This is a genomic window from Streptomyces pallidus (ex Mingjun et al. 2026) (genome assembly GCF_051550185.1).
Taxonomy (GTDB): Bacteria; Actinomycetota; Actinomycetes; order Streptomycetales; family Streptomycetaceae; genus Streptomyces.
This window is the reverse complement of sequence record NZ_CP196182.1, coordinates 216103-239050: the sequence shown is the minus strand read 5'-3', so window position 1 is coordinate 239050 and position 22948 is coordinate 216103. Positions and strand designations below refer to the sequence as shown.

The window sequence follows — 22948 nt, the reverse complement described above, 5'->3', positions numbered from 1 at the left end:
TCGCCATTTCCGCGGCCGGGCGGGTGACACCGGAGTCGCCCCCGGAGGGGGTCAGATGGCGCCGAGGACCGCGTCCAGGGCCGCGTCCATCTCGTCCTCCGTCAGTTCCCGAGCGGTCTGCAGGGCGTCCTCGGGGGCTTCTGCCGCGTCGTCGTCGGGTGCGGCGAGCTTCAGCAGCCGGTCCAACAGCCCGCTGCGGCGCAGCCGTTCGACGCCGATCCGCTGCACGGCCCACAGCGCGGCCTCCGCCGGGTCCTGCGGCGCGGTGTCACTGCCGCCGGGGGCCTGCGGTGCGGCGCCGTCGAAGGAGAGCCTGCCGAGCAGGTACCCGGCGATGGCGCGCGGCGTGGGGTAGTCGAAGGCGAGCGTGCTGGGCACGGCCACCTGCGTGTACTTGGTGATGCGGTTGCCCAGTTCGACGGCCATCAGGGAGTCCCAGCCGAACTCGTGCATCGGCTTGTCCAGCGGCACCTCGCCGGACAGGCCGAGGACCGCGGTGACCTCCCGCTGGACGAACGCGGCCAGCTCCGCCTCGCGTTCCGCGACGGACAGCCCGGCCAGCCGGTCGCGGAAGGCGGAACCCTGCTCCGCGGACTCCTTGGCCTTCCTGGGCTGCGTACGGACCAGGGCCCGCAGCAGGGCCGGCAGCAGGGCCGCGTCCTGGCCCGCCAACTGCGCGGTGTCCAGCTTGAGCGGCACCAGGTGGGCTTCGGGGCGGGCCAGGGCCGCGTCGAAGAGGGCGAGGCCCTCGGCCGCGGTCAGGGCCCGGGCGCCCTGGCGGCGCATCCGGGCGAGCTCCGCCTCGCCCAGCTGGGCGGTCAGGCCGGCCCCCTCCTGGGCCCACAGGCCCCAGGCGAGGCTGGTGGCGGGCAGGCCGCGGCGCAGCCGGTGGGTGGCGAGCGCGTCCAGGAAGGCGTTGGCGGCGCCGTAGTTGGACTGGCCCGGCGACCCGAGGGTGCCGGAGACGGAGGAGAACAGGACGAAGGCGGCCAGATCCAGGTCGCGGGTGAGCTCGTGCAGGTGCCAGGCGCCGGCCAGCTTGGGGGCGAGGACGCGGGCGAACCGCTCGGGCGTCTGGTTGCCGACGACGCCGTCGTCGATGACGGCCGCGAGGTGCACCACGCCCGTCAGCGGGCGTTCCCGGGCGGCGTCGGCCAGCAGCGCGGCCACCGCGTCGCGGTCCGAGACGTCGCAGGCCGCGATGCGGACGCTGGCCGCGCCGGCCGCTTCGAGGGCCGCCACCAGGGCGTCCGCACCGGGCGCCGCCATGCCCTGGCGGGAGGTCAGGACGAGGTGACGGACGCCGTGTTCGGCGACGAGGTGCGCGGCCAGGTTGCGTCCGAGCTCGCCGGTGCCTCCGGTGAGCAGGACCGTGCCCTGCGGGTCGAGGGCCCGGCCGACGGTGAGGACGAGCTTGCCGGTGTGGCGGCCCTGCGCCATGTAGCGGAAGGCCGCGGGGGCCTCCCGTACGTCGTGGGCGAGGTACGGCAGCGGGGCGATGACCCGGTCGGCGAGCAGGGCGGACAGTTCGGTGAGCATCCGGTGCAGGTGGCGGGGGTCCAGCGACATCAGGTCGAAGGCGCTGTAGGCGACGCCGGGGTGGGCGGCGGCGACCCGGTCCGCGTCGCGGATGTCGGTCTTGCCCATCTCCAGGAAGCGTCCGCCGCGCGGCAGCAGTCGCAGCGAGGCGTCGGTGAACTCGCCGGCGAGGGAGTTCAGGACGGCGTCGAAGCCGGCGCCGCCGGTGGCGGTGAGCCACTTCTCCTCGAAGCCGGTGTCGCGGGAGGAGGCGATGCGCCGGTCGGGCAGGCCGAGGGCGCGCAGCGCGTCCCACTTGCCCTGGCTGGCGGTGCCGTAGACCTCGGCCCCGAGGTGGTGGGCGAGCTGGACGGCGGCCATGCCGACGCCGCCGGCCGCGGCGTGGACGAGGAGCTTCTCGCCGGGGCGGATCCCGCCCAGGTCGGTGAGGGCGTAGTAGGCGGTGAGGAAGGCGAGCGGGATCGTCGCGCCCTCCTCGAAGGTGAGGGCGTCGGGCAGCTTCGCCATCAGGTGGCCGTCGCCGCGGACCTCGGTGCCGAACGCGCCGAGCGCGAGGCCCATGGCCCGGTCGCCGGGCCGCAGGTGGGTGACCTCCGGTCCGGTCTCCAGGACGGTGCCGGCGAACTCCAGGCCGAGCTTGGGCGTGGCGACCATGCCGAGGGTGTTGAGGACGTCGCGGAAGTTCATGCCCGCGGCGCGGACGGCGACGCGGACCTCGTCGGGGCCGAGCGGCCCGCCGTCGGGGACGGGGACGAGTTCGAGGCTGTCGATGCTGCCCTTCTCGCGGACGTCCAGGTGCCAGGGGCCGTCCCCGGCGGGCGGGGTGAGGGTGGTGGCGCCGCCCCGGGCCGCTCCGCCGTGCGCGGCCGGGGCGGCGCGGACGAGGCGGGGGGCGAGCAGGGTGCTGCCGCGCAGCGCGAGTTCGGGTTCGCCGGTGGCGGCGAGGGCGGCGGTGAGGGCCGCCGGGTCGGGGGTCGCGGTGTCGACGTCGAGCAGGCGCAGGGTGCGGTCGGGGGCCTCGCCGCGGACGGCCCGTACCAGGCCCCACAGGGGGGCGTGGGCCAGTGCGGGGACGGTGTCCTCGGGGCGGGCCGCGACGGCGTCCCGGGTGATCCAGACCAGTTCCGTCGCGGCGTAACGCTCGGTGAGCAGCTGCTGTACGAGGTCCAGGGCCACCAGGGTGGTCGCCTGGGCGCCCCGGGCCGCGTCGCCCGCGTCGGCCGCGTCGGCCGCTGTGGCGTCGACGACGATCCGGTCGGGGGCGGGTGCGTCGGCGGGCAGCTGTCCGGGGGCGGCGGCCCAGGTGGCGCCGAGGGTTTCGGCGAGGGCCCCGCTGCCGCCGATCACCCAGGTGGCGGCCGGGGCTGCGGCCGCGGGCACGGCCGGCTCGGTGACCGGCTGGAACTCGACGCGGTAGAGGTGCTCTGTGTCCGAGGGGCGGGTGACCCGCAGCTGGTCGGCGGAGGCCCGGCGGACCTGGAGCACGCCGGACAGGACGGGTTCGCCGGAGGGGTCGGTGACGAGGACGGCGGCGCCGAAGCCGGCGGCCGCGGCCTGCGGGTCCGCGGCGCCGTCGGCGAGGGCGACGCGGACGCGCAGTTCCGTGCTGTCCGTGGCGTACAGGGTCACGTCGGACCAGGCGAAGGGCAGCAGGACCGTGCCTTCGGGCCGTTCGCCGGCGGGGGCGACGGCGGCGAGGACGTGCAGGGCCGCGTCGAGGAGCGCGGGGTGCACGCCGTGGCCGGCGACGGTCGGGCGCAGCGGCTCGGGCAGGACGACGCGGCCGTAGCCGACGCCGTCGTGGCGGGCGAGTTCGGTCAGGCCGCGGAAGGCCGGGCCGTAGTCGAGGCCGTCGCCGCCGAGCTCGTCGTGGAAGCCGTCGAGGCCGATGGCTTCGGCTCCGAGAACCGGCCAGCGGGCGAGGTCGGCGAGCCCGGCCGGGGTGTCCGGGACGGGGTCGTCGGCGAGTTCGCCGGAGGCGTGGAGGGTCCAGGCGGCCGGGTCGGCGGAGGTCTCGGGCTGGCTGTGCACGGCGATGGTCCGCCGGCCGTCCTGATCGGGGGCGCCCACCTTCACCTGGAGGCGCAGCGCCTCACCGGCGGTGAGGACGAGCGGCTGGGCGAGCGTGAGGCCGGCGACCCGGGCGGCGCCGACACTGCCGGCCGCGGCCAGGGCGAGGTCGAGCACGCCGGTGCCGGGCACGAGGACGCTGCCGAAGACGGCGTGGTCGGCGAGCCACGGGTGGTCGGCGAGGGAGAGCCGGCCGGAGAGCAGCTGGCCCTCCCCGTCGGCGAGGGTGAGGACGGCGCCGAGCCAGGGGTGCCCGGCCGGTACGAGACCGGTGTCGCGGGCGCCGCGGGCGGTACTGCGGGCGGGCTCGAGCCAGAACCGCTCGCGCTGGAAGGCGTAGGTGGGCAGTTCGGCGGCGAGGGCGGCGGCGGCAGGCGCGGCGTGCTGGCCGTCGCGCGGGCCGGTCGGGCCGGCCAGGTCGGCGAACACCTCCTCCCAGGCGATGTCCTGACCGCCGGCGTGGAGCGCGCCGAGGGCCTCGACGAGGACGCGGACCTCGTCCGCGGCCTGGCCGGCGGCCTGGGCGTCGGCGGCCTTGGGTGCGCGCTGGGAGGCGGTGAACACGGCCGACCCGGTGACGCACGCGGCGCCCATGGCTGCCAGGACGGCGGCCGGACCGCATTCGAGGTAGCGGCCGGTGCCGTCGGCCTCAAGGGTCCGTACGGCGTCGAGGAAGCGCACGGCCTCGCGGACCTGGCGCACCCAGTACGCGGCGGAGCGCAGGCCCTCGCCGGGGCCGAGGTCCGGCCCCATGCGGGCGCCGGTGACGGTGGAGACGACCGGGATCCGCGGGGCGGCGAAGGTGATGTCCTCGGCGACCCGCCGGTAGTCGTCGAGCATGGCGTCCATGTGCGGCGAGTGGAAGGCGTGCGAGACCGTCAGGCTGCGGGTGCGGCGGCCGAGGTCGGTGAACCGGGCGGTGACGGCGGCCACGGCGGCCCCGTCCCCGCTGACGACGGTCTGGGCGGGCCCGTTGACGCCGGCGACGCAGATGCGGCCGGCGACTCCCGCGAGGACTTCCAGGACCTCGGACTCGGAGGCTTCGACGGAGGCCATCGCGCCGCCGCGTTCGCAGGCCTGCATCAGCCGGCCGCGGGCGGCGACCAGGCGGGCCGCGTCGTCCAGGGTGAGGACGCCGGCGGCGTGGGCGGCGGCGAGCTCGCCGACGGAGTGCCCGGCGACGGCGGCGGGGCGCACGCCCCAGGCCTCCCACTGGCGGAACAGGGCCGTCTCGACGGCGAACAGGGCGGGCTGCGCGTACTCGGTCTCGTGGACGAGGTCCGCGGACTCGGCGTCGCCGCCGAGGACGAGCTCGGCCAGCGGCCGGTCCAGGTGCGGGTCGAGTGCGGCGCAGGCCGCTTCGAAGGCCTGCCGGAAGACCGGCAGGGCGGCGTACAGGGCGCGGCCCATGCCGGGCCGCTGGCTGCCCTGCCCGGTGAACAGCACCGCGAGGGGACTGTCGGCGGCCGGGCCCTCGGCGGCGCCGGCCGGGGTGCGGCCGTCGGCGAGGGTGCGCAGCGCGGCGACGGCCTCGGCGGTGGTGGCCGCGGTGAGGGCGGCGCGGTGCTCGAAGTGCGTGCGGTGGCGGGCCGCCGCGTACGCGAGGTCGGCGAGCGGGATGCCGGGGCGGCCGGCGAGCCAGTCGGCCCAGCGGGCGGCCTGCGTGCGCAGGGCGTTCTCGTCACGGCCGGAGAGGACCAGCGGGTACGGGTGGGCCTGCGCGGCGTCGGCAGGACCTGCCTCCTCGGGGGCCGGGGCGGGAGCCGGGGCGGGGGGTTCCTCCAGGACGAGGTGGGCGTTGGTGCCGCTGAGTCCGAAGGAGGACACGCCCGCGCGGCGGGTGCGCGCGGCCGACCGCTCCCACGGCCGGGCCTCGCGCAGCAGTTCCAGGCCGCTGCCGTCCCAGGCGATGTGCGGGCTGGGCTCGTCGGCGTACAGGGTCTGGGGCAGGGTCTCGTGCTGGAGCGCGAGGACCATCTTCATGACGCCGGCGACGCCGGCGGCGGCCTGCGCATGCCCGATGTTGGACTTGGACGAGCCGAGGTAGAGCGGACGGTCCTGGGCTCGCCGGGGCCCGAAGACCTCGGCGAGCGCGCCGGCCTCGATGGGGTCGCCGAGCGGCGTACCGGTGCCGTGGGCCTCGACGGCGTCGATGTCGGCGGGGGTGAGGCGGGCGGCTTCCAGGGCGTCGTGGATGACGCGCTGCTGCGACGGCCCGTTGGGGGCGGTGAGGCCCTGGCTGCGGCCGTCCTGGTTGACGGCAGAGCCCCGGATGACGGCCAGGACCCGGTCGCCGTCGCGCTGGGCGTCCGACAGGCGCTTGAGGACGAGGATGCCGACGCCGTCGGACCAGCCGGCTCCGTCGGCCAGGGCGGAGAAGGACTTGCAGCGGCCGTCGGGCGCCATGCCCTTGAGGCGGGAGAACTCCACGAACAGCCGGGGGGTGCTCATGACGGTGACGCCGCCGGCGAGTGCGAGTTCGCACTCGCCCTGCCGCAGGGCGGTGGCCGCGAGGTGGAGGGAGACGAGGGAGGAGGAGCAGGCGGTGTCGACGGTCACGGCCGGCCCTTGCAGGCCGAGCGCGTACGAGACGCGGCCCGACACGACGCTGGAGGCGTTGCCGGTGCTCACGTAACCGTCGAAGGCGTCGAGTTCGCGGCCCTGCTCGCCGTAGTCGGAGCTCATGGCGCCGAGGTAGACGCCGGTACGGCTCTCGCTGAGGGTGTCGGGGCGGATCCCGGCGCGTTCGAGGGCCTCCCAGGCCGTTTCGAGGACGAGGCGCTGCTGCGGGTCCATGGAGAGGGCCTCGCGCTGCGAGATGCCGAAGAAGGCGGCGTCGAAGTCCTCGGCGGCGTCGATGAAGCCGCCTTCGCGGGCGTAGCTCTTGCCGACGGCCTCCGGGTCGGGGTCGTACACGTCGAGGTCGTCCCAGCGCGGGGGCAGGCCGCCGATCGCGTCGCCGCCCGCGGCGAGGAGGTTCCAGTACGCCTCGGGGGTGTCGATGCCTCCCGGCAGGCGGCAGGCCATCGACACGACCGCGATCGGGTCATCGGCCGCCGCGACGGAAGCCGGGCGCGGGGCGCCCGTGCGGCGCTTGGGCTTGGGCGTGCCGCCCAGGGCCATCTTGTCGAGGAGCAGGGCCGCGATCGCGGCCGGGGTCGGGTGGTCGAAGGCGAGGGTGGAGGGCAGCGCGACGCCGGTCTCGGCCGACAGGCGGCGGCGCAGCTCGACGGCCATGAGGGAGTCGATGCCGAGCTCCTTCAGGACCTGCTGGACGCCGACCGCGTCGGCGGAGGCCATGCCGAGGACGACTGCCGCCTCCCGCTGCACCAGCCGGACCAGCGACGGCAGCCGCTCGGCCTCCGGCTGCGCCGCCAGCTGCTCCCGCAGCCCGGACACCGCCGCAGCAGCCTCGCCGACGCGCTTGCGCGGGGCCCGGACGAGGCCGCGCAGCAGGGCGGGCGCCCCGTCGGGGCTCCGTCGCAGGGTGACCAGGTCGAGCTTGACCGGGACGAGGTGGGGGTGCGGGGAGCCGAGGGCGGCATCGAGGGCGGCGAGGCCCTGCTGCTCGGTGAGGGCACCGATGCCCATACGGCGCATGCGGGCGAGTTCGGCCTGGCCGAGGGTGGCGGTCAGCCCCTGTCCGGCCTGCTGCCACAGACCCCACGACACGCTCGTCGCCGGGAGACCGAGGCCGCGCCGGTGGGCGGCGAGGGCGTCCAGGAACGTGTTCGCCGCGGCGTAGTTGCCCTGGCCCGCACCACCGAGGACACCGGCGGCGGACGAGAACAACACGAACGCCGACAGGTCCAGGCCCAGCTCACGGGTCAGCTCGTGCAGGTGCAGGGCAGCCTCGGCCTTCGGGCCCCAGACACGGGCCAGGCGCTCGGCGTCCTGCGACACCAGCAGACCGTCGTCCAGGACCGCCGCCAGGTGGAACACCGCCGTCCACGGCCGGTCCGCGTTCGCCAGCAGCCCCGCGACCTGGCCCCGGTCCGACACGTCGGCGGCGACGATCCGCACGCTGTCCGCGCCCGCCGCCTCCAGGTCAGCAGCCAGCTCCCCGGCACCCGGGGCGTCCGGGCCCTGCCGGGAGGTCAGCACCAGATGCCGGACCCCGTGCACGGCGACCAGATGACGGGCCACCGACCGACCCAACGCACCCGTACCACCCGTCACGAGGACGGAGCCCTCCGGGTCCAGCCGCGGGGTCTCGGCCGGTGTGCTCGTGCGGACCAGGCGGGCCGTGCGGATCTCCCCCTCACGCACGGCGATCTCGGGCTCGCCGGTGTAGGTGAGGGCCCGTGCGAGCGCGGTGGCGTCGCTCGCGTCCTCGGTACCGAGGTCGATGAGGCGGATCACGCGCTCGGCGTGCTCGGCACGGGCCGCCAGGATCAGGCCCCACAGGGGGGCGTGCGCGGTGTCGGTGACGACGCCGTCACCCGCGTCGACGGCCGAGCGGGTCAGCCAGACCAGCTGGGTCGGCTCCAGGCGCGGCTCGGCCAGCAGCCGCTGGAGCAGCTCCAGGGCTGCGGTGGTCTCGCCGAGGGCCGTCGCCCCGGTCGGGCGGGTCGCGTCGACGAGGATGCGGTCGGGCGCGTCCGCCGCCTCGGAGAGGTGGGTCAGGAGCGCGTCGGGATCGGGGAAGACCTGCGCGCCGAGGGCGGCCGCCAGGGCGGCATCACCGTCCAGGGACCAGGTCTCCCCCACCGGCTCGGCCTCGGCCGGTGTGGTGGGGGCGGGGCGGAACTCGACCCGGTACAGGTGCTCGGCCCGCTCCCCCGCCCGGACCTGCTCGGCGCTCGCCTCACGGATCGCGAGGCCGCGGGCGCGCAGGACGGGGCGGCCGGTGTGGTCGGCCACGGTGAGTGCGAGGTGGTCGTCGGTGCCCGACGTGACGTGGATGCGGACGCGGAACTCGGTGGCACCCGCGGCGTGCAGTTCGACGCCGGTCCACTCGAACGGCATGAACACGCGCTGCCGCGCTTCCTCGTCGCGTACGCCCATGAGGGTGTGGAGGGCGGCGTCGAGGAGGGCGGGGTGGACGCCGAACTCGTCCACCTTCAGGCCCTCGGGCAGCCGGACGAGCCCGTACGCGGTGTCACCCTGCCGCCACAGCTCGGTCAGGCCCTGGAAGGCCGGCCCGTAGTCCAGGCCACGGGACCGGAAACCCTCGTAGAAACCGTCCAGGTCGACCCGCTCGGCACCCGCGACCGGCCACTGCGCCAGCTCGGCGAAGGCCTCGGCGTCGGACTCGGCGCTGGCCTCCTCCAACAGCTCGCCCGTGGCGTGACGACGCCATTCCCCGTCGCTGCCCTCGGGCCGGCTGTAGACACTGACGTGACGGCGGCCGGTCGCGTCGTGCGCGCTGACGGCGACCTGGAGGCGTACGCCCTCGTCCGCGCCGACGAGCAGCGGCTCGGTGAGCACCAGCTCGGCGACGCCCGCGGCACCGACGTGGTCGGCGGCGGTGAGAACGAGTTCGAGCAGCCCGGTGCCGGGGACGAGGACGCTGCCGAACGCCGCGTGCCCGGCGAGCCAGGGGTGCTCGGCGAGCGAGACACGGCCGGTGAACAGATGCCCCTCGCCGTCGGCGAGGGCGGTGACCGCACCGAGCCACGGGTGGTCGGAGACGTCGAGACCGACTCCCCGTGCGTCTCCGGACTTCGGGGTGTCCATCCAGAAGTGCTCGCGCTGGAAGGGGTAGGTCGGCAGGTCCGCGAGGTTCGTGGCGGTGGTGCCGAGGACGCGGTCCCAGTCGAGGGTGTGGCCCTGGACGTGGAGGAGACCGAGGTTGCGCAGCAGCTGGGCCGGTTCCCCGTGGTTGCGGGCGAGGGAGCCGACGACGATCCCGCCGCGCTCCGCACTGCCGTCGGTCAGCGGCATCGACAGCACCGGGTGGGCGGAGATCTCGACGAAGACGGTGTGACCGTCGTCGAGGAGCCGGTCCAGGGCGCGGTCGAAGCGGACGGGCTCGCGCAGGTTGCGGCACCAGTACGCGCCGTCGAGCGCGGTGCCGTCGGCGGTCTGACCCGTCACGGTCGAGTAGAAGGCGATGTCCGTGCCGGACGGCGCAAGATCCCGGAAGGTGTCCGCGAGGGCGGGCAGGAGGGGGTCCATCTGGGCGTTGTGGGACGCGTAGTCCACGTTGATCTTCCGGGCGTACACCCCCTGCTCGGACAACTCGGCCACGATCCCCGCGATCGCGTCAGCCACACCCGAGATCACCGTCGAACCGGCCGTGTTGACGGCCGCCACCGACAGCGCGTCCCCGTACGGGGCGATGAACTCCTCCACCACCGCGACCGGACGCTCGATCAGCGCCATACCACCCTGACCAGCGCAGGCCAGCACGGCCTGCGAACGCGCGGCAACGATCTGGGAGCCCTGCTCCAGAGTCAGAGCACCGCTCACCACCGCGGCGACCACCTCACCCTGCGAGTGGCCGACCACCGCGGCCGGCTCCACACCCAGGGAACGCCACACCGCGGACAGACCGACACCCATCGCGAACAGGGCGGGCTGGACGACGTCCACCCGGTCGAACGGCGGGTGCTCCCCCTCCTCACCGGCCAGCACCTCACGCACCGACCAACCCGTGAACGGCCGCAGAGCCGCATCACACGCATCGATCGCCTCCGCGAACACCGCGTTCCGGGCCAGCAGCTCACGGCCCATACCGACCCACTGGCTGCCCTGGCCCGGATAGACGAACACGACCTTCCCGCGCTCACGCGCGGTGCCGGTCACCACGGCCTCGTGGGAGTTACCCTCGGCCACCGCCCGCAGCGCCTCCACCAGACCCGCCGAGTCCGCCGCGACGACACTCGCCCTCGACTCGAAGTGGGTGCGGTGCCGGGCCGCCGTCACCGCCACATCGACCAAGCCGCCCTCCGGACGGGTCTCCAGCCAGTCCGCCCAACGCCCCGCCTGCTCACGCAGCGCAGCCTCGTCCCGCCCGGACACCACCACCGGGAGCGGCATCGCGGGCGCGTCAGGCGCCGTCGGGGCCTGGCTGTTGGCCGGCGGCTCCTCCAGGACCACGTGGGCGTTCGTACCGCTCAGGCCGAAGGACGAGACGCCGGCGCGGCGCGTGCGCTCCGCGCCACGCTCCCACGGCCGGGCCTCGTTCAGCAGCTGGAGCCCGCTGCCGTCCCACTCGATGTGCGGGCTCGGCTCGTCGGCGTGGAGGGTCTTGGGCAGGGTCTCGTTCTGGAGTGCCAGGACCATCTTGATCACGCCGATGACGCCGGCGGCGGCCTGGGCGTGCCCGATGTTGGACTTCGAGGAGCCCAGGTAGACCGGCCGCTGCTCGTCGCGGTCCGGGCCGAAGACCCCGGCCAGTGCGCCGGCCTCGATGGGGTCGCCGAGGGGCGTGCCCGTGCCGTGGGCCTCGACGGCGTCGATGTCGGCGGGGGTGAGGCGGGCGGCGGTCAGGGCGTCGTGGATGACGCGCTGCTGGGACGGGCCGTTCGGCGCCGTCAGGCCCTGGCTGCGGCCGTCCTGGTTGACGGCCGAGCCGCGGATGACGGCCAGGACGCGGTCGCCGTCCCGCTGGGCGTCCGACAGCTTCTTCAGGACGATGACACCGGCGCCTTCGGCCCAGCCGGCGCCGTCGGCCTGCGCGGAGAAGGACTTGCAGCGGCCGTCCGCGGCCATGCCCTTCAGCCGGGAGAACTCAACGAACAGCGCCGGAGTGGACATGACGGTGACGCCGCCGGCGAGGGCGAGTTCGCAGTCGCCCTGCCGCAGGGCCTGCACGGCCAGGTGGATGGAGACGAGGGAGGAGGAGCAGGCGGTGTCGACGGTCACGGCCGGCCCCTGGAGGCCCAGGGTGTAGGAGACGCGGCCGGAGACGACGCTGGAGGCGTTGCCGGTGCTCACGTACCCGTCGAGGGCGTTGAGGTCGGCGCCCTGCTGGTTGCCGTAGTCGGAGCTCATCGTGCCGAGGTAGACGCCCGTACGGCTCTCCGCGAGGGACTCCGGGCGGATCCCGGCCCGCTCCAGGGCCTCCCAGGAGGCCTCCAGGACCAGGCGCTGCTGCGGGTCCATCGAGACGGCCTCGCGCGGCGAGATCCCGAAGAACGAGGCGTCGAAGCCCTCGGCGCCTTCGATGAAGCCGCCTTCGCGGGCGTAGCTCTTGCCGACGGCCTCCGGGTCGGGGTCGTACACACCCAGGCCGTCCCAACGCGGGGGCAGGCCGCCCACCGCGTCGCCGCCCGAGGCCAGCAGCTCCCAGAAGCCCTCCGGGGTGTCGATGCCTCCCGGCAGGCGGCAGGCCATCGACACGACCGCGATGGGCTCGGTGCGTGCGGCCCGCTCGGCGTTGAGTTCCTTCTCCGTCTCGACGAGCGCGGTGGCGGTGCGCCGCAGGTACGCCTCGAGCTTTTCCAGCTTCTCGACTTCGGACGCGCTCATTCACTCACTCCAAGCTTGCGATCCAGGAACTGCAGGAGGTCATCGGTGCTGTCGCCGCCGAGTTCGGCTTCGGGCTCGGCTTCGGGGCCTTCGGCGGCACCGGTCGCGGCTGCGGCCTTGGTCAGGCCGTCGCGCAGGGCCAGCAGTCCGGCGGCCAGCCCCGTTTCCTCGAGTTGTTTCGGTGACGCGGAACGCAGGAGTTCCACGAGGTTGTCGATCTGGTTCTTCGTCACGCGCTGTCCGGCCCGTGCCGTGCCCCCGGCCCCGGCCCCGGCCCCGAGGGCCAGCTTGTCGAGGAGGAGGCCGGCGATGGCCGTGGGGGTGGGGTAGTCGAAGGCGAGCGTGGACGGCAGGGGAACCCCGGTCTCGGCGGACAGCCGGCGCCGCAGCTCGACGGCCATGAGGGAGTCCATGCCGAGTTCCTTCAGGACCTGCTGGGCGCCGATGCCTCCGGCGCCGGAGGCCCCGAGGACCACGGCCGCCTCCCGCTGCACCAGCTGGGTGAGGGAGGTCAGTCGCTGGGCTTCCGGCAGCGCCGTCAGCTGCTCGCGCAGCCCGCTCGCCCCGGCCGACGCCTCGCTGCCGGCCCGCTTGCGCGGCGCGCGCAGCAGCCCGCGGAGCAGGGCCGGCACCTCGGCGCCGTTGTCCAGCTCGCGTTGCAGCGGCGTGAGTTCGAGGCGTACGGGGACCAGGTGCGGCCGGCCGGATGCCAGGGCGGCGTCCAGGGCGGCCAGTGCCTGCTTCTCGCTGAGGGCGGCAATGCCGCGTCGGCGCAGCCGGGCGAGTTCGGCCTGGCCGAGGGTGGCGGTCAGCCCCTGTCCGGCCTGCTGCCACAGTCCCCACGACACGCTCGTCGCCGGGAGACCGAGGCCGCGCCGGTGGGCGGCGAGGGCGTCCAGGAACGTGTTCGCCGCGGCGTAGTTGCCCTGGCCCGCACCACCGAGGACACCGGCGGCGGAGGAGAACAACACGAACGCCGACAGGTCCAGGCCCAGCTCACGGGTCAGCTCGTGCAGGTGCAGGGCAGCCTCGGCCTTCGGGCCCCAGACACGGGCCAGCCGCTCGGCGTCCTGCGACACCAGCAGACCGTCGTCCAGGACCGCCGCCAGGTGGAACACCGCCGTCCACGGCCGGTCCGCGTTCGCCAGCAGCCCCGCGACCTGGCCCCGGTCCGACACGTCGGCGGCGACGATCCGCACGCTGTCCGCGCCCGCCGCCTCCAGGTCAGCAGCCAGCTCCCCGGCACCCGGGGCGTCCGGGCCCTGCCGGGAGGTCAGCACCAGATGCCGGACCCCGTGCACGGCGACCAGATGACGGGCCACCGACCGACCCAACTCACCCGTACCACCCGTCACCAGCACCGCACCGTCAACCGCGAACTCCGGCAGCGACGCATCACCCGACTCCGCACGCACCAGACGCGCCACCCGCACCTCGCCCCGACGCACGGCGATCTCGGGCTCGTCGGCCAGGGTGAGGGCCTGTGCGAGCGCGGTGGTGTCGCTCGCGTCCTCGGTACCGAGGTCGATGAGGCGGATCACGCGCTCGGCGTGTTCGGCACGGGCCGCCCGGATCAGGCCCCACAGACCGGCGCGGGCGGTGTCGGTGACGACGCCGTCACCCGCGTCGACGGCCGAGCGGGTCAGCCAGACCAGCTGGGTCGGCTCCAGGCGCGGCTCGGCCAGCAGTCGCTGGAGGGTATGGAGCGCGCCAGTGGTCAGCGTGCGGGCGCCGACGGCAGCGGCGGGGCCGGTGGCATCGATGAGGATGCGGTCCGGGGCGTCCGCCGCCTCGGAGAGGTGGGTCAGGAGCGCGTCGAGATCGGGGAAGACCTGCGCGCCGGGGGCGGCCGCCAGGGCGGCATCACCGTCCAGGGACCAGGTCCCCCCCACCGGCTCGGCCTCGGCCGGTGTGGTGCGGGCGGGGCGGAACTCGACCCGGTACAGGTGCTCGGCCCGCTCCCCCGCCCGGACCTGCTCGGCGCTCGCCTCACGGATCGCGAGACCGCGCGCCCGTACGACGGGCTGCCCGGCGGGGTCGGCGGCCCAGATGCGGGCGTTGGTGCGGGTGGCGTCGAGATCGATCCGGACGCGCAGTTCGGTGCTTCCGGAGGCGAGCAGCTCTACGCCCGCCCACTCGAACGGGAGGAAGACCTGCCGGTCGTTCGGGTCCTGGCCGCGTACGCCCATGAGGGTGTGGAGGGCGGCGTCGAGGAGGGCGGGGTGGACGCCGAACTCGTCCACCTTCAGGCCCTCGGGCAGCCGGACGAGCCCGTACGCGGTGTCACCCTGCCGCCACAGCTCGGTCAGGCCCTGGAAGGCCGGCCCGTAGTCCAGGCCACGGGACCGGAAACCCTCGTAGAAACCGTCCAGGTCGACCCGCTCGGCACCCGCGACCGGCCACTGCACCAGCTCGGCGAAGGCCTCGGCGTCGGACTCGGCGCTGGCCTCCTCCAACAGCTCGCCCGTGGCGTGACGACGCCAGACGGAGTCGGAGGCGTCGTCCGGGCGGCTGTAGACCGTGACCGGCCGACGGCCGGTGCCGTCGGCCGCACCGACGACCACCTGGAGGCGCAGGACGGAGTCCTCGGCCAGGGTCAGCGGCTCCAGCAGCGTGAGCTCCTCGACCAACTCCGCGCCCACGTGGTGGGCGGCGGCGAGGGCGAGTTCGAGCAGCCCGGTGCCGGGGACGAGGACGGTGCCGAACGCCGCGTGTTCGGCGAGCCAGGGGTGCTCGGCGAGCGAGACGCGGCCGGTGAAGACGTGCCCCTCGCCGTCGGCCAGGGCGGTGACCGCCCCGAGCCACGGGTGCTCGGCCACGTCGAGGCCTACCGAACGGACGTTGCCCGAGGGCTTGGCGGCCTCCAGCCAGTAGTGCTCGCGCTGGAAGGCGTACGAAGGGAGCGCTACGAGGTCCCCGGCGCCGAGGACGCGGTCCCAGTCGAGGGTGTGGCCCTGGACGTGGAGGAGACCGAGGTTGCGCAGGAGCTGGGCCGGTTCCCCGTGGTTGCGGGCGAGGGAGCCGACGACGATCCCGCCGCGCTCCGCACTGCCGTCGGTCAGCGGCATCGACAGCACCGGGTGGGCGGAGATCTCGACGAAGACGGTGTGACCGTCGTCGAGGAGCCTCTCCAGCGCGCGGTCGAAGCGGACGGGCTCGCGCAGGTTGCGGCACCAGTACGCGCCGTCGAGCGCGGTGCCGTCGGCGGTCTCGCCCGTCACGGTCGAGTAGAAGGCGATGTCCGTGCCGGACGGGACCAGGCCCTCGAAGCCCTTGGCCAGCTCCGGGAGGAGGGGGTCCATCTGGGCGTTGTGGGACGCGTAGTCCACGTTGATCTTCCGGGCGTACACCCCCTGCTCGGACAACTCGGCCACGATCCCCGCGATCGCGTCCGCCTGACCGGAGATCACCGTCGAACCGGCCGTGTTGACGGCCGCCACCGACAGCGCGTCCCCGTACGGGGCGATGAACTCCTCCACCACCGCGACCGGACGCTCGATCAGCGCCATACCACCCTGACCAGCGCAGGCCAGTACCGCCTGGGAACGCGCGGCAACGATCTGGGAGCCCTGCTCCAAGGTCAGAGCACCGCTCACCACCGCGGCGACCACCTCACCCTGCGAGTGGCCGACCACCGCGGCCGGCTCCACACCCAGGGAACGCCACACCGCGGACAGACCGACACCCATCGCGAACAGGGCGGGCTGGACGACGTCCACCCGGTCGAACGGCGGGTGCTCCCCCTCCTCACCGGCCAGCACCTCACGCACCGACCAACCCGTGAACGGCCGCAGAGCCGCATCACACGCATCGATGGTGTCGGCGAACACCTGGTTGTGGGCGAGGAGCTCACGCCCCATGCCGACCCACTGACTTCCCTGGCCCGGATAGACGAACACGACCTTCCCGCGCTCACGCGCGGTGCCGGTCACCACGGCCTCGTGGGAGTTACCCTCGGCCACCGCCCGCAGCGCCTCCACCAGACCCGCCGAGTCCGCCGCGACGACACTCGCCCTCGACTCGAAGTGGGTGCGGTGCCGGGCCGCCGTCACCGCCACATCGACCAAGCCGCCCTCCGGACGGGTCTCCAGCCAGTCCGCCCAACGCCCCGCCTGCTCACGCAGCGCAGCCTCGTCCCGCCCGGACACCACCACCGGGAGCGGCACCGCAGACGCCTCGGGCGTCTCGGCGGCCGTCGGGGCCTGGCTGCTGGCCGGCGGCTCCTCCACGATCACGTGGGCGTTCGTACCGCTCAGGCCGAAGGACGAGACGCCGGCGCGGCGGGCGCGCTCCGCGCCGCGCTCCCACGGCCGGGCCTCGTTCAGCAGCTGGAGCCCGCTGCCGTCCCACTCGATGTGCGGGCTCGGCTCGTCGGCGTACAGGGTCTTGGGCAGGGTCTCGTTCTGGAGCGCCAGGACCATCTTCATCACGCCGACCACGCCGGCGGCGGCCTGGGCATGCCCGATGTTGGACTTCGAAGAGCCCAGGTAGACGGGCCGCTTTGCATCGCGGTCCGAGCCGAACACCTCTGCCAGCGCACCCGCCTCGATGGGGTCGCCCAGCGTGGTACCGGTGCCGTGCGCCTCGATCGCGTCGATGTCCGCCGGGGTCAGCCCTGCCGCCCGGAGCGCGTCCTGGACCACACGCTGCTGGGACGGGCCGTTCGGCGCCGTCAGGCCCTGGCTGCGGCCGTCCTGGTTGACGGCCGAGCCGCGGATCACGGCGAGCACCTGGTCGCCGTCGCGCTGGGCGTCCGACAGGCGCTTGAGGACGAGGAGGCCGACGCCCTCGGCCCAGCCCGCCCCGTCGGCCTGCGCGGAGAAGGACTTGCAGCGGCCGTCCGCGGCCATGCCCTTCAGCCGGGAGAACTCCACGAAGAGGGAAGGGGTGTTCATCACGGTCACGCCGCCCGCGAGGGCGAGTTCGCACTCGCCCTGCCTCAGGGCACCCGCCGCCAGGTGCAGCGCGACCAGCGAGGACGAGCAGGCGGTGTCGACGGTCACGGCCGGTCCTTGCAGGCCGAGCGCGTACGAGACGCGGCCCGAGATGACGCTGCCCGCGTAGCCCGTGCTGGTGTAGCCGTCGAGGGCGTCGAGGTCCTTGCCCTGGTGGCCGTAGTCGGAGGTCATCGCGCCGAGGTAGACGCCGGTGCGGCTCTCGGTGAGGGTGTCGGGGCGGATGCCGGCCCGTTCGAGGGCCTCCCAGGAGGCCTCCAGGACCAGGCGCTGCTGCGGGTCCATCGAGACGGCCTCGCGCGGCGAGATCCCGAAGAACGAGGCGTCGAAGCGCTCGATGTCCCTGATGAAGCCGCCTTCGCGGGCGTAGCTCTTGCCGACGGCCTCCGGGTCGGGGTCGTAGACGCCGAGGCCGTCCCAGCGCGGGGGCAGGCCGCCCACCGCGTCGCCGCCGGAGGCGAGCAGCTCCCAGAAGCCCTCCGGGGTGTCGATGCCGCCGGGGAGGCGGCACGCCATCGACACGACCGCGATCGGGTCGTCGGCCGCGGGGACGGCGGCGGCAATGCGGCGCGTGCCGGGCTGCCGCTCCGCCTTGTCCGTCAGCGCCAGCTTGTCGAGGAGCAGGGCCGCGATCGCGGCCGGGGTCGGGTAGTCGAAGGCGAGCGTGGAGGGCAGCGCGACGCCGGTCTCGGCCGACAGGCGGCGGCGCAGCTCGACGGCCATGAGGGAGTCGATGCCGAGCTCCTTCAGGACCTGCTGGGCGCCGACCGCGTCGGCGGAGGCCATGCCGAGCACGACTGCCGCCTCCCTCTGCACCAGCCGGACCAGCGACGGCAGACGCTCCGCCTCCGGCTGCGCCGCCAGCTGTTCGCGCAGCCCGGAGGGCGTACCTGCGGACTGCCCGGCCCGCCGGCGCCGGATGCGTAGCAGACCCCGGAACAGGGCCGGAACGGTTCCGTCCCCGTCCAGTTCTCGCTGGAGCGCGGTGAGGTCGAGGCGTACGGGGACCAGGTGCGGCCGGTCGGCCGCCAGGGCCGCGTCGAGGGCGGCCAGTCCCTGGGTGGCGCTCAGCGCGGCGACGCCCTGGCGACGCAGCCGGGCGAGTTCGGCCTGGCCGAGGGTGGCGGTCAGCCCCTGTCCGGCCTGCTGCCACAGACCCCACGACACGCTCGTCGCCGGGAGACCGAGGCCGCGCCGGTGGGCGGCGAGGGCGTCCAGGAACGTGTTCGCCGCGGCGTAGTTGCCCTGGCCCGCACCACCGAGCACACCGGCGGCGGACGAGAACAACACGAACGCCGACAGGTCCAGGCCCAGCTCACGGGTCAGCTCGTGCAGGTGCAGGGCAGCCTCGGCCTTCGGGCCCCAGACACGGGCCAGCCGCTCGGCGTCCTGCGACACCAGCAGACCGTCGTCCAGGACCGCGGCGAGGTGGAACACCGCCGTCCACGGCCGGTCCGCGTTCGCCAGCAGCCCCGCGACCTGGCCGCGGTCCGACACGTCGGCGGCGACGATCCGCACGCTGTCCGCGCCCGCCGCCTCCAGGTCAGCAGCCAGCTCCCCGGCGCCAGGGGCGTCCGGGCCCTGCCGGGAGGTCAGCACCAGATGCCGGACCCCGTGCACGGCGACCAGATGACGGGCCACCGACCGACCCAACTCACCCGTACCACCCGTCACCAGCACCGCACCGTCAACCGCGAACTCCGGCAGCGACGCACCACCCGACTCCGCACGCACCAGACGCGCCACCCGCACCTCGCCCCGACGCACGGCGACTTCGGGCTCGCCCGCGACGAGCAGCGCGCGCTCGGCGGCCGCGGCCATGGAAGCCGGGTCACCGTCGACGTCGACGAGCCGGATCACGCGCTCGGCGTGTTCGCCGCGGGCAGTGCGGAGCAGGCCCCACAGACCGGCGCGGGCGAGGTCGTGCACGGGGCCGTCGCAGGCCGCCGCGCCCCGGGTGAGCCAGACCAGCTCGGCCGACTCCAGGCGCGGCTCGGCCAGCAGCCGCTGGAGCAGCTCCAGGGCTGCGGTGGTCTCGCCGAGGGCCGTCGCCCCGGTCGGGCGGGTCGCGTCGACGAGGACGCGGTCCGGGGTGCCGCTGTCGGCGTCGTCGTCGACGAGGGCGGCGAAGAGCGCGTTCGCATCGGCGTATGCGGCAGCGAAGCCCAGGGCGTCGTCACCGAGGACCCACGTCACCCCGTCCGGGGCCTCCTCCGGAGCGGGGAGGGGCTGGAAGGAGACCTGGTAGAGGTGGTCGACGGTCTCGGCGGACCGCAGCTGCTCGGCGCCGGCGGCGCGCAGCTGGAGTCCGTCGGCGTGGGCGACGGGACGGCCGGCCGGGTCGGTCACGGTCACGCGGACGCTGTTCTGACGGGGGTCGAGGTCGACCCGCACACGGAGCTCAGTGGCTCCGGCGGCGTGGAGCTCGACGCCCGTCCACTCGAACGGCAACAGGACCTGCGAGCCGTCGCCGGCCGCGTCGCCGTCAGTGTCCTGGACGCCGACCAGGGCGTGCAGGGCGGCGTCGAGGAGGGCGGGGTGGACGCCGAACTCGTCCACCTTCAGGCCCTCGGGCAGCCGGACGAGCCCGTACGCGGTGTCACCCTGCCGCCACAGCTCGGTCAGGCCCCGGAAGGCCGGCCCGTAGTCCAGGCCACGGGCGCGCAGACGGTCGTAGAAACCGTCGAGGTCGACCCGTTCCGCGCCGGGGACCGGCCACTGGGCCAGCTCGGCGAAGGCATGGGTGTCGGGGATCGCGGCCCCGGTCGGGGGGTGCGCGAGGGCGCCGGCCGCGTGCTGGCGCCACGGGGAGTCCTCGGGCGCACTCTCGGGGAGGCTGTAGACACTGACGGGCCGGCGCCCGGTGGCGTCCGGTGCACCGACGGCGACCTGGAGGCGCACGCCTTCGTCGGTGCCGAGCAGCAGCGGTTCGACCAGGGCCAGTTCGGCGACGCCCGCGGCACCGACGTGCTCGGCGGCGGTGAGGACGAGTTCGAGGAGGCCGGTACCGGGAACGAGCGCCGTGCCGAAGGCCGCGTGTTCCCTGAGCCAAGGGTGCTGCGCCGCGCCGAGGCGGCCGGTGAAGAGGTACCCCTCGCCGTCGGCCAGGGCGGTGACGGCGCCGAGCCACGGGTGCGCGGAGGCCGTGAGACCCAGCGAGCGGACGTCGCCCGTGCGCCCGTCGGACTCGAGCCAGAAGCGCTCGCGCTGGAAGGGGTAGGTCGGCAGGTCCGCGAGGTTCGTGGCGGTGGTGCCGAGGACGCGGTCCCAGTCGAGGGTGTGGCCCTGGACGTGGAGGAGACCGAGGTTGCGCAGCAGCTGGGTGGGGCCGCCGTGGTTGCGGGCGAGGGAGCCGACGACGATCCCGCCGCGCTCCGCACTGCCGTCGGTCAGCGGCATGGACAGCACCGGGTGGGCGCTGATCTCGACGAACACGGTGTGACCGTCGTCGAGGAGCCTCTCCAGCGCGCGGTCGAAGCGGACGGGCTCGCGCAGGTTGCGGCACCAGTACGCGCCGTCGAGCGCGGTGCCGTCGGCGGTCTCGCCCGTCACGGTCGAGTAGAAGGCGATGTCCGTGCCGGACGGGACCAGGCCCTCGAAGCCCTTGGCCAGCTCCGGGAGGAGGGGGTCCATCTGGGCGTTGTGGGACGCGTAGTCCACGTTGATCTTCCGGGCGTACACCCCCTGCTCGGACAACTCGGCCACGATCCCCGCGATCGCGTCCGCCTGACCGGAGATCACCGTCGAACCGGCCGTGTTGACAGCCGCCACCGACAGCGCGTCCCCGTACGGGGCGAGGAACTCCTCCACCACCGCGACCGGGCGCTCGATCAGCGCCATACCGCCCTGACCGGCGCAGGCCAGTACCGCCTGGGAACGCGCGGCGACGATCTGGGAGCCCTGCTCCAAGGTCAGAGCACCGCTCACCACCGCGGCGACCACCTCACCCTGCGAGTGGCCGACCACCGCGGCCGGCTCCACACCGAGCGAACGCCACACCGCGGACAGACCGACACCCATCGCGAACAGGGCGGGCTGGACGACGTCCACACGGTCGAACGGCGGGTGCTCCCCCTCCTCACCGGCCAGCACCTCACGCACCGACCAACCCGTGAACGGACGCAGAGCCGCATCACACGCATCGATGGTGTCGGCGAACACCTGGTTGTGGGCGAGGAGCTCACGCCCCATGCCGACCCACTGACTTCCCTGGCCCGGATAGACGAACACGACCTTCCCGCGCCGGGAAGCCGAGCCCGTGACCACCGCATCGTGGGAGACGCCCTCGGCGAGCGCACGCAGCGCCTCGACCAGACCCGCGGAGTCCGCAGCCACGACACTCGCCCGCGCCTCGAAATGCGTCCGGTGCCGAGCAGCCGTCACCGCAACATCCGCCACCCCGACACCCGGACGGGCCTCCAGCCAGTCCGCCCAACGCCCCGCCTGCTCACGCAGCGCAGCCTCGTCACGCCCGGACACCACCACCGGAAGCGGGCCCGGCGGCCGTTCCTCAGCGGCAGCCCCGGGGTCGGCCGGTGCCGCCGTCGGTGGCTCCTCCAGCACCACGTGGGCGTTGGTGCCGCTGAGCCCGAACGACGAGATGCCGGCGCGGCGCGTGCGCTCCGCGCCCCGCTCCCACGGCCGGGCCTCGTTCAGCAGTTGGAGCCCGCTGCGATCCCATTCGATCAGCGGGGTCGGCTCGTCGGCGTGGAGGGTCTTGGGGAGGAGGCCGTGCTCCAGCGCCAGGACCATCTTGATCACGCCGATGACGCCGGCGGCGGCCTGCGCATGCCCGATGTTCGACTTGGACGAGCCGAGCCACACCGGGCGCTCGGAGTCCCGGCCGGGGCCGAAGACCTCGGCCAGCGCGCCCGCCTCGATGGGGTCGCCCAGCGAGGTGCCCGTGCCGTGCGCTTCGACGGCGTCGATGTCGGCGGGGGTGAGGCGGGCGGCGGTCAGGGCGTCGTGGATGACGCGCTGTTGGGACGGGCCGTTCGGCGCCGTCAGGCCCTGGCTGCGGCCGTCCTGGTTGACGGCCGAGCCGCGGATGACGGCCAGGACGCGGTCGCCGTCGCGCTGGGCGTCCGACAGGCGCTTGAGGGCGAGGACGCCGACGCCCTCGGACCAGCCCGCCCCGTCGGCCTGCGCGGAGAAGGACTTGCAACGGCCGTCCGCGGCCATGCCCTTCAGCCGGGAGAACTCCACGAAGAGGGAGGGGGCGCTCATGACGGTCACGCCGCCCGCGAGGGCGAGTTCGCATTCGCCCTGCCGCAGCGCCTGCACGGCCAGGTGGACGGAGACGAGGGAGGAGGAGCAGGCGGTGTCGACGGTCACGGCCGGCCCCTGCAGGCCCAGGGTGTAGGAGACGCGGCCGGAGACGACGCTGGAGGCCTTGCCGGTGCTGACGTACCCGTCGAGGGCGTCCAGGTCGCGGCCGAGGTGGCCGTAGTCGGAGCTCATGGTGCCGAGGTAGACGCCCGTGCGGCTCTCCATCAGCGAGTCGGGGCGGATGCCGGCCCGCTCCAGGGCCTCCCACGAGGCTTCCAGGACCAGGCGCTGCTGCGGGTCCATCGTCAACGCCTCGCGCGGCGAGATACCGAAGAACGGGGCGTCGAAGTCCTCGACGCCGTCGAGGAAGCCGCCGTTCCGGGAGTACGTCTTGCCGACGGCCTCCGGGTCCGGGTCGTACAGGTCGAGCCCGCTCCAGCGGTCCGGTAGGCCGCCCACCACGTCGCCGCCGGAGGCGAGCAGCTCCCAGAAGCCCTCGGGGGTGTCGATGCCGCCGGGGAGGCGGCAGGCCATCGACACGACCGCGATCGGTTCGGACTGTTTCGCCTCCAGGTCAGCGGCGCGCTTCTGCAGCGCGCGAATCGCTGGCAGGGCGGCCTGCATCCGGTCCTGGTTTGTATTCGACACCATCGAGCCTCTCTGCGCGGCCACCGCGAGCTTTCGGGTCCCCGTGGGCA

The 22948-nt window shown here is 74.6% G+C and carries 2 protein-coding genes; both read right to left on the bottom strand.

The features are described 5' to 3' along the window. Positions 1 to 51: 51 nt before the first annotated feature. Entirely contained in the window at positions 52 to 12027 is an 11976-nt protein-coding gene (locus ACSHWO_RS35920) for an SDR family NAD(P)-dependent oxidoreductase (RefSeq protein WP_438319508.1), read from the bottom strand. Beyond that, the gene (locus ACSHWO_RS35915) at positions 12024 to 22898 is read right to left on the bottom strand and encodes a type I polyketide synthase (RefSeq protein ID WP_438319831.1); all 10875 of its coding nucleotides are present in this window, start codon (positions 22896 to 22898) and stop codon (positions 12024 to 12026) included. The genes ACSHWO_RS35920 and ACSHWO_RS35915 overlap by 4 nt, the downstream gene beginning before the upstream one ends. Positions 22899 to 22948: the final 50 nt, after the last annotated feature.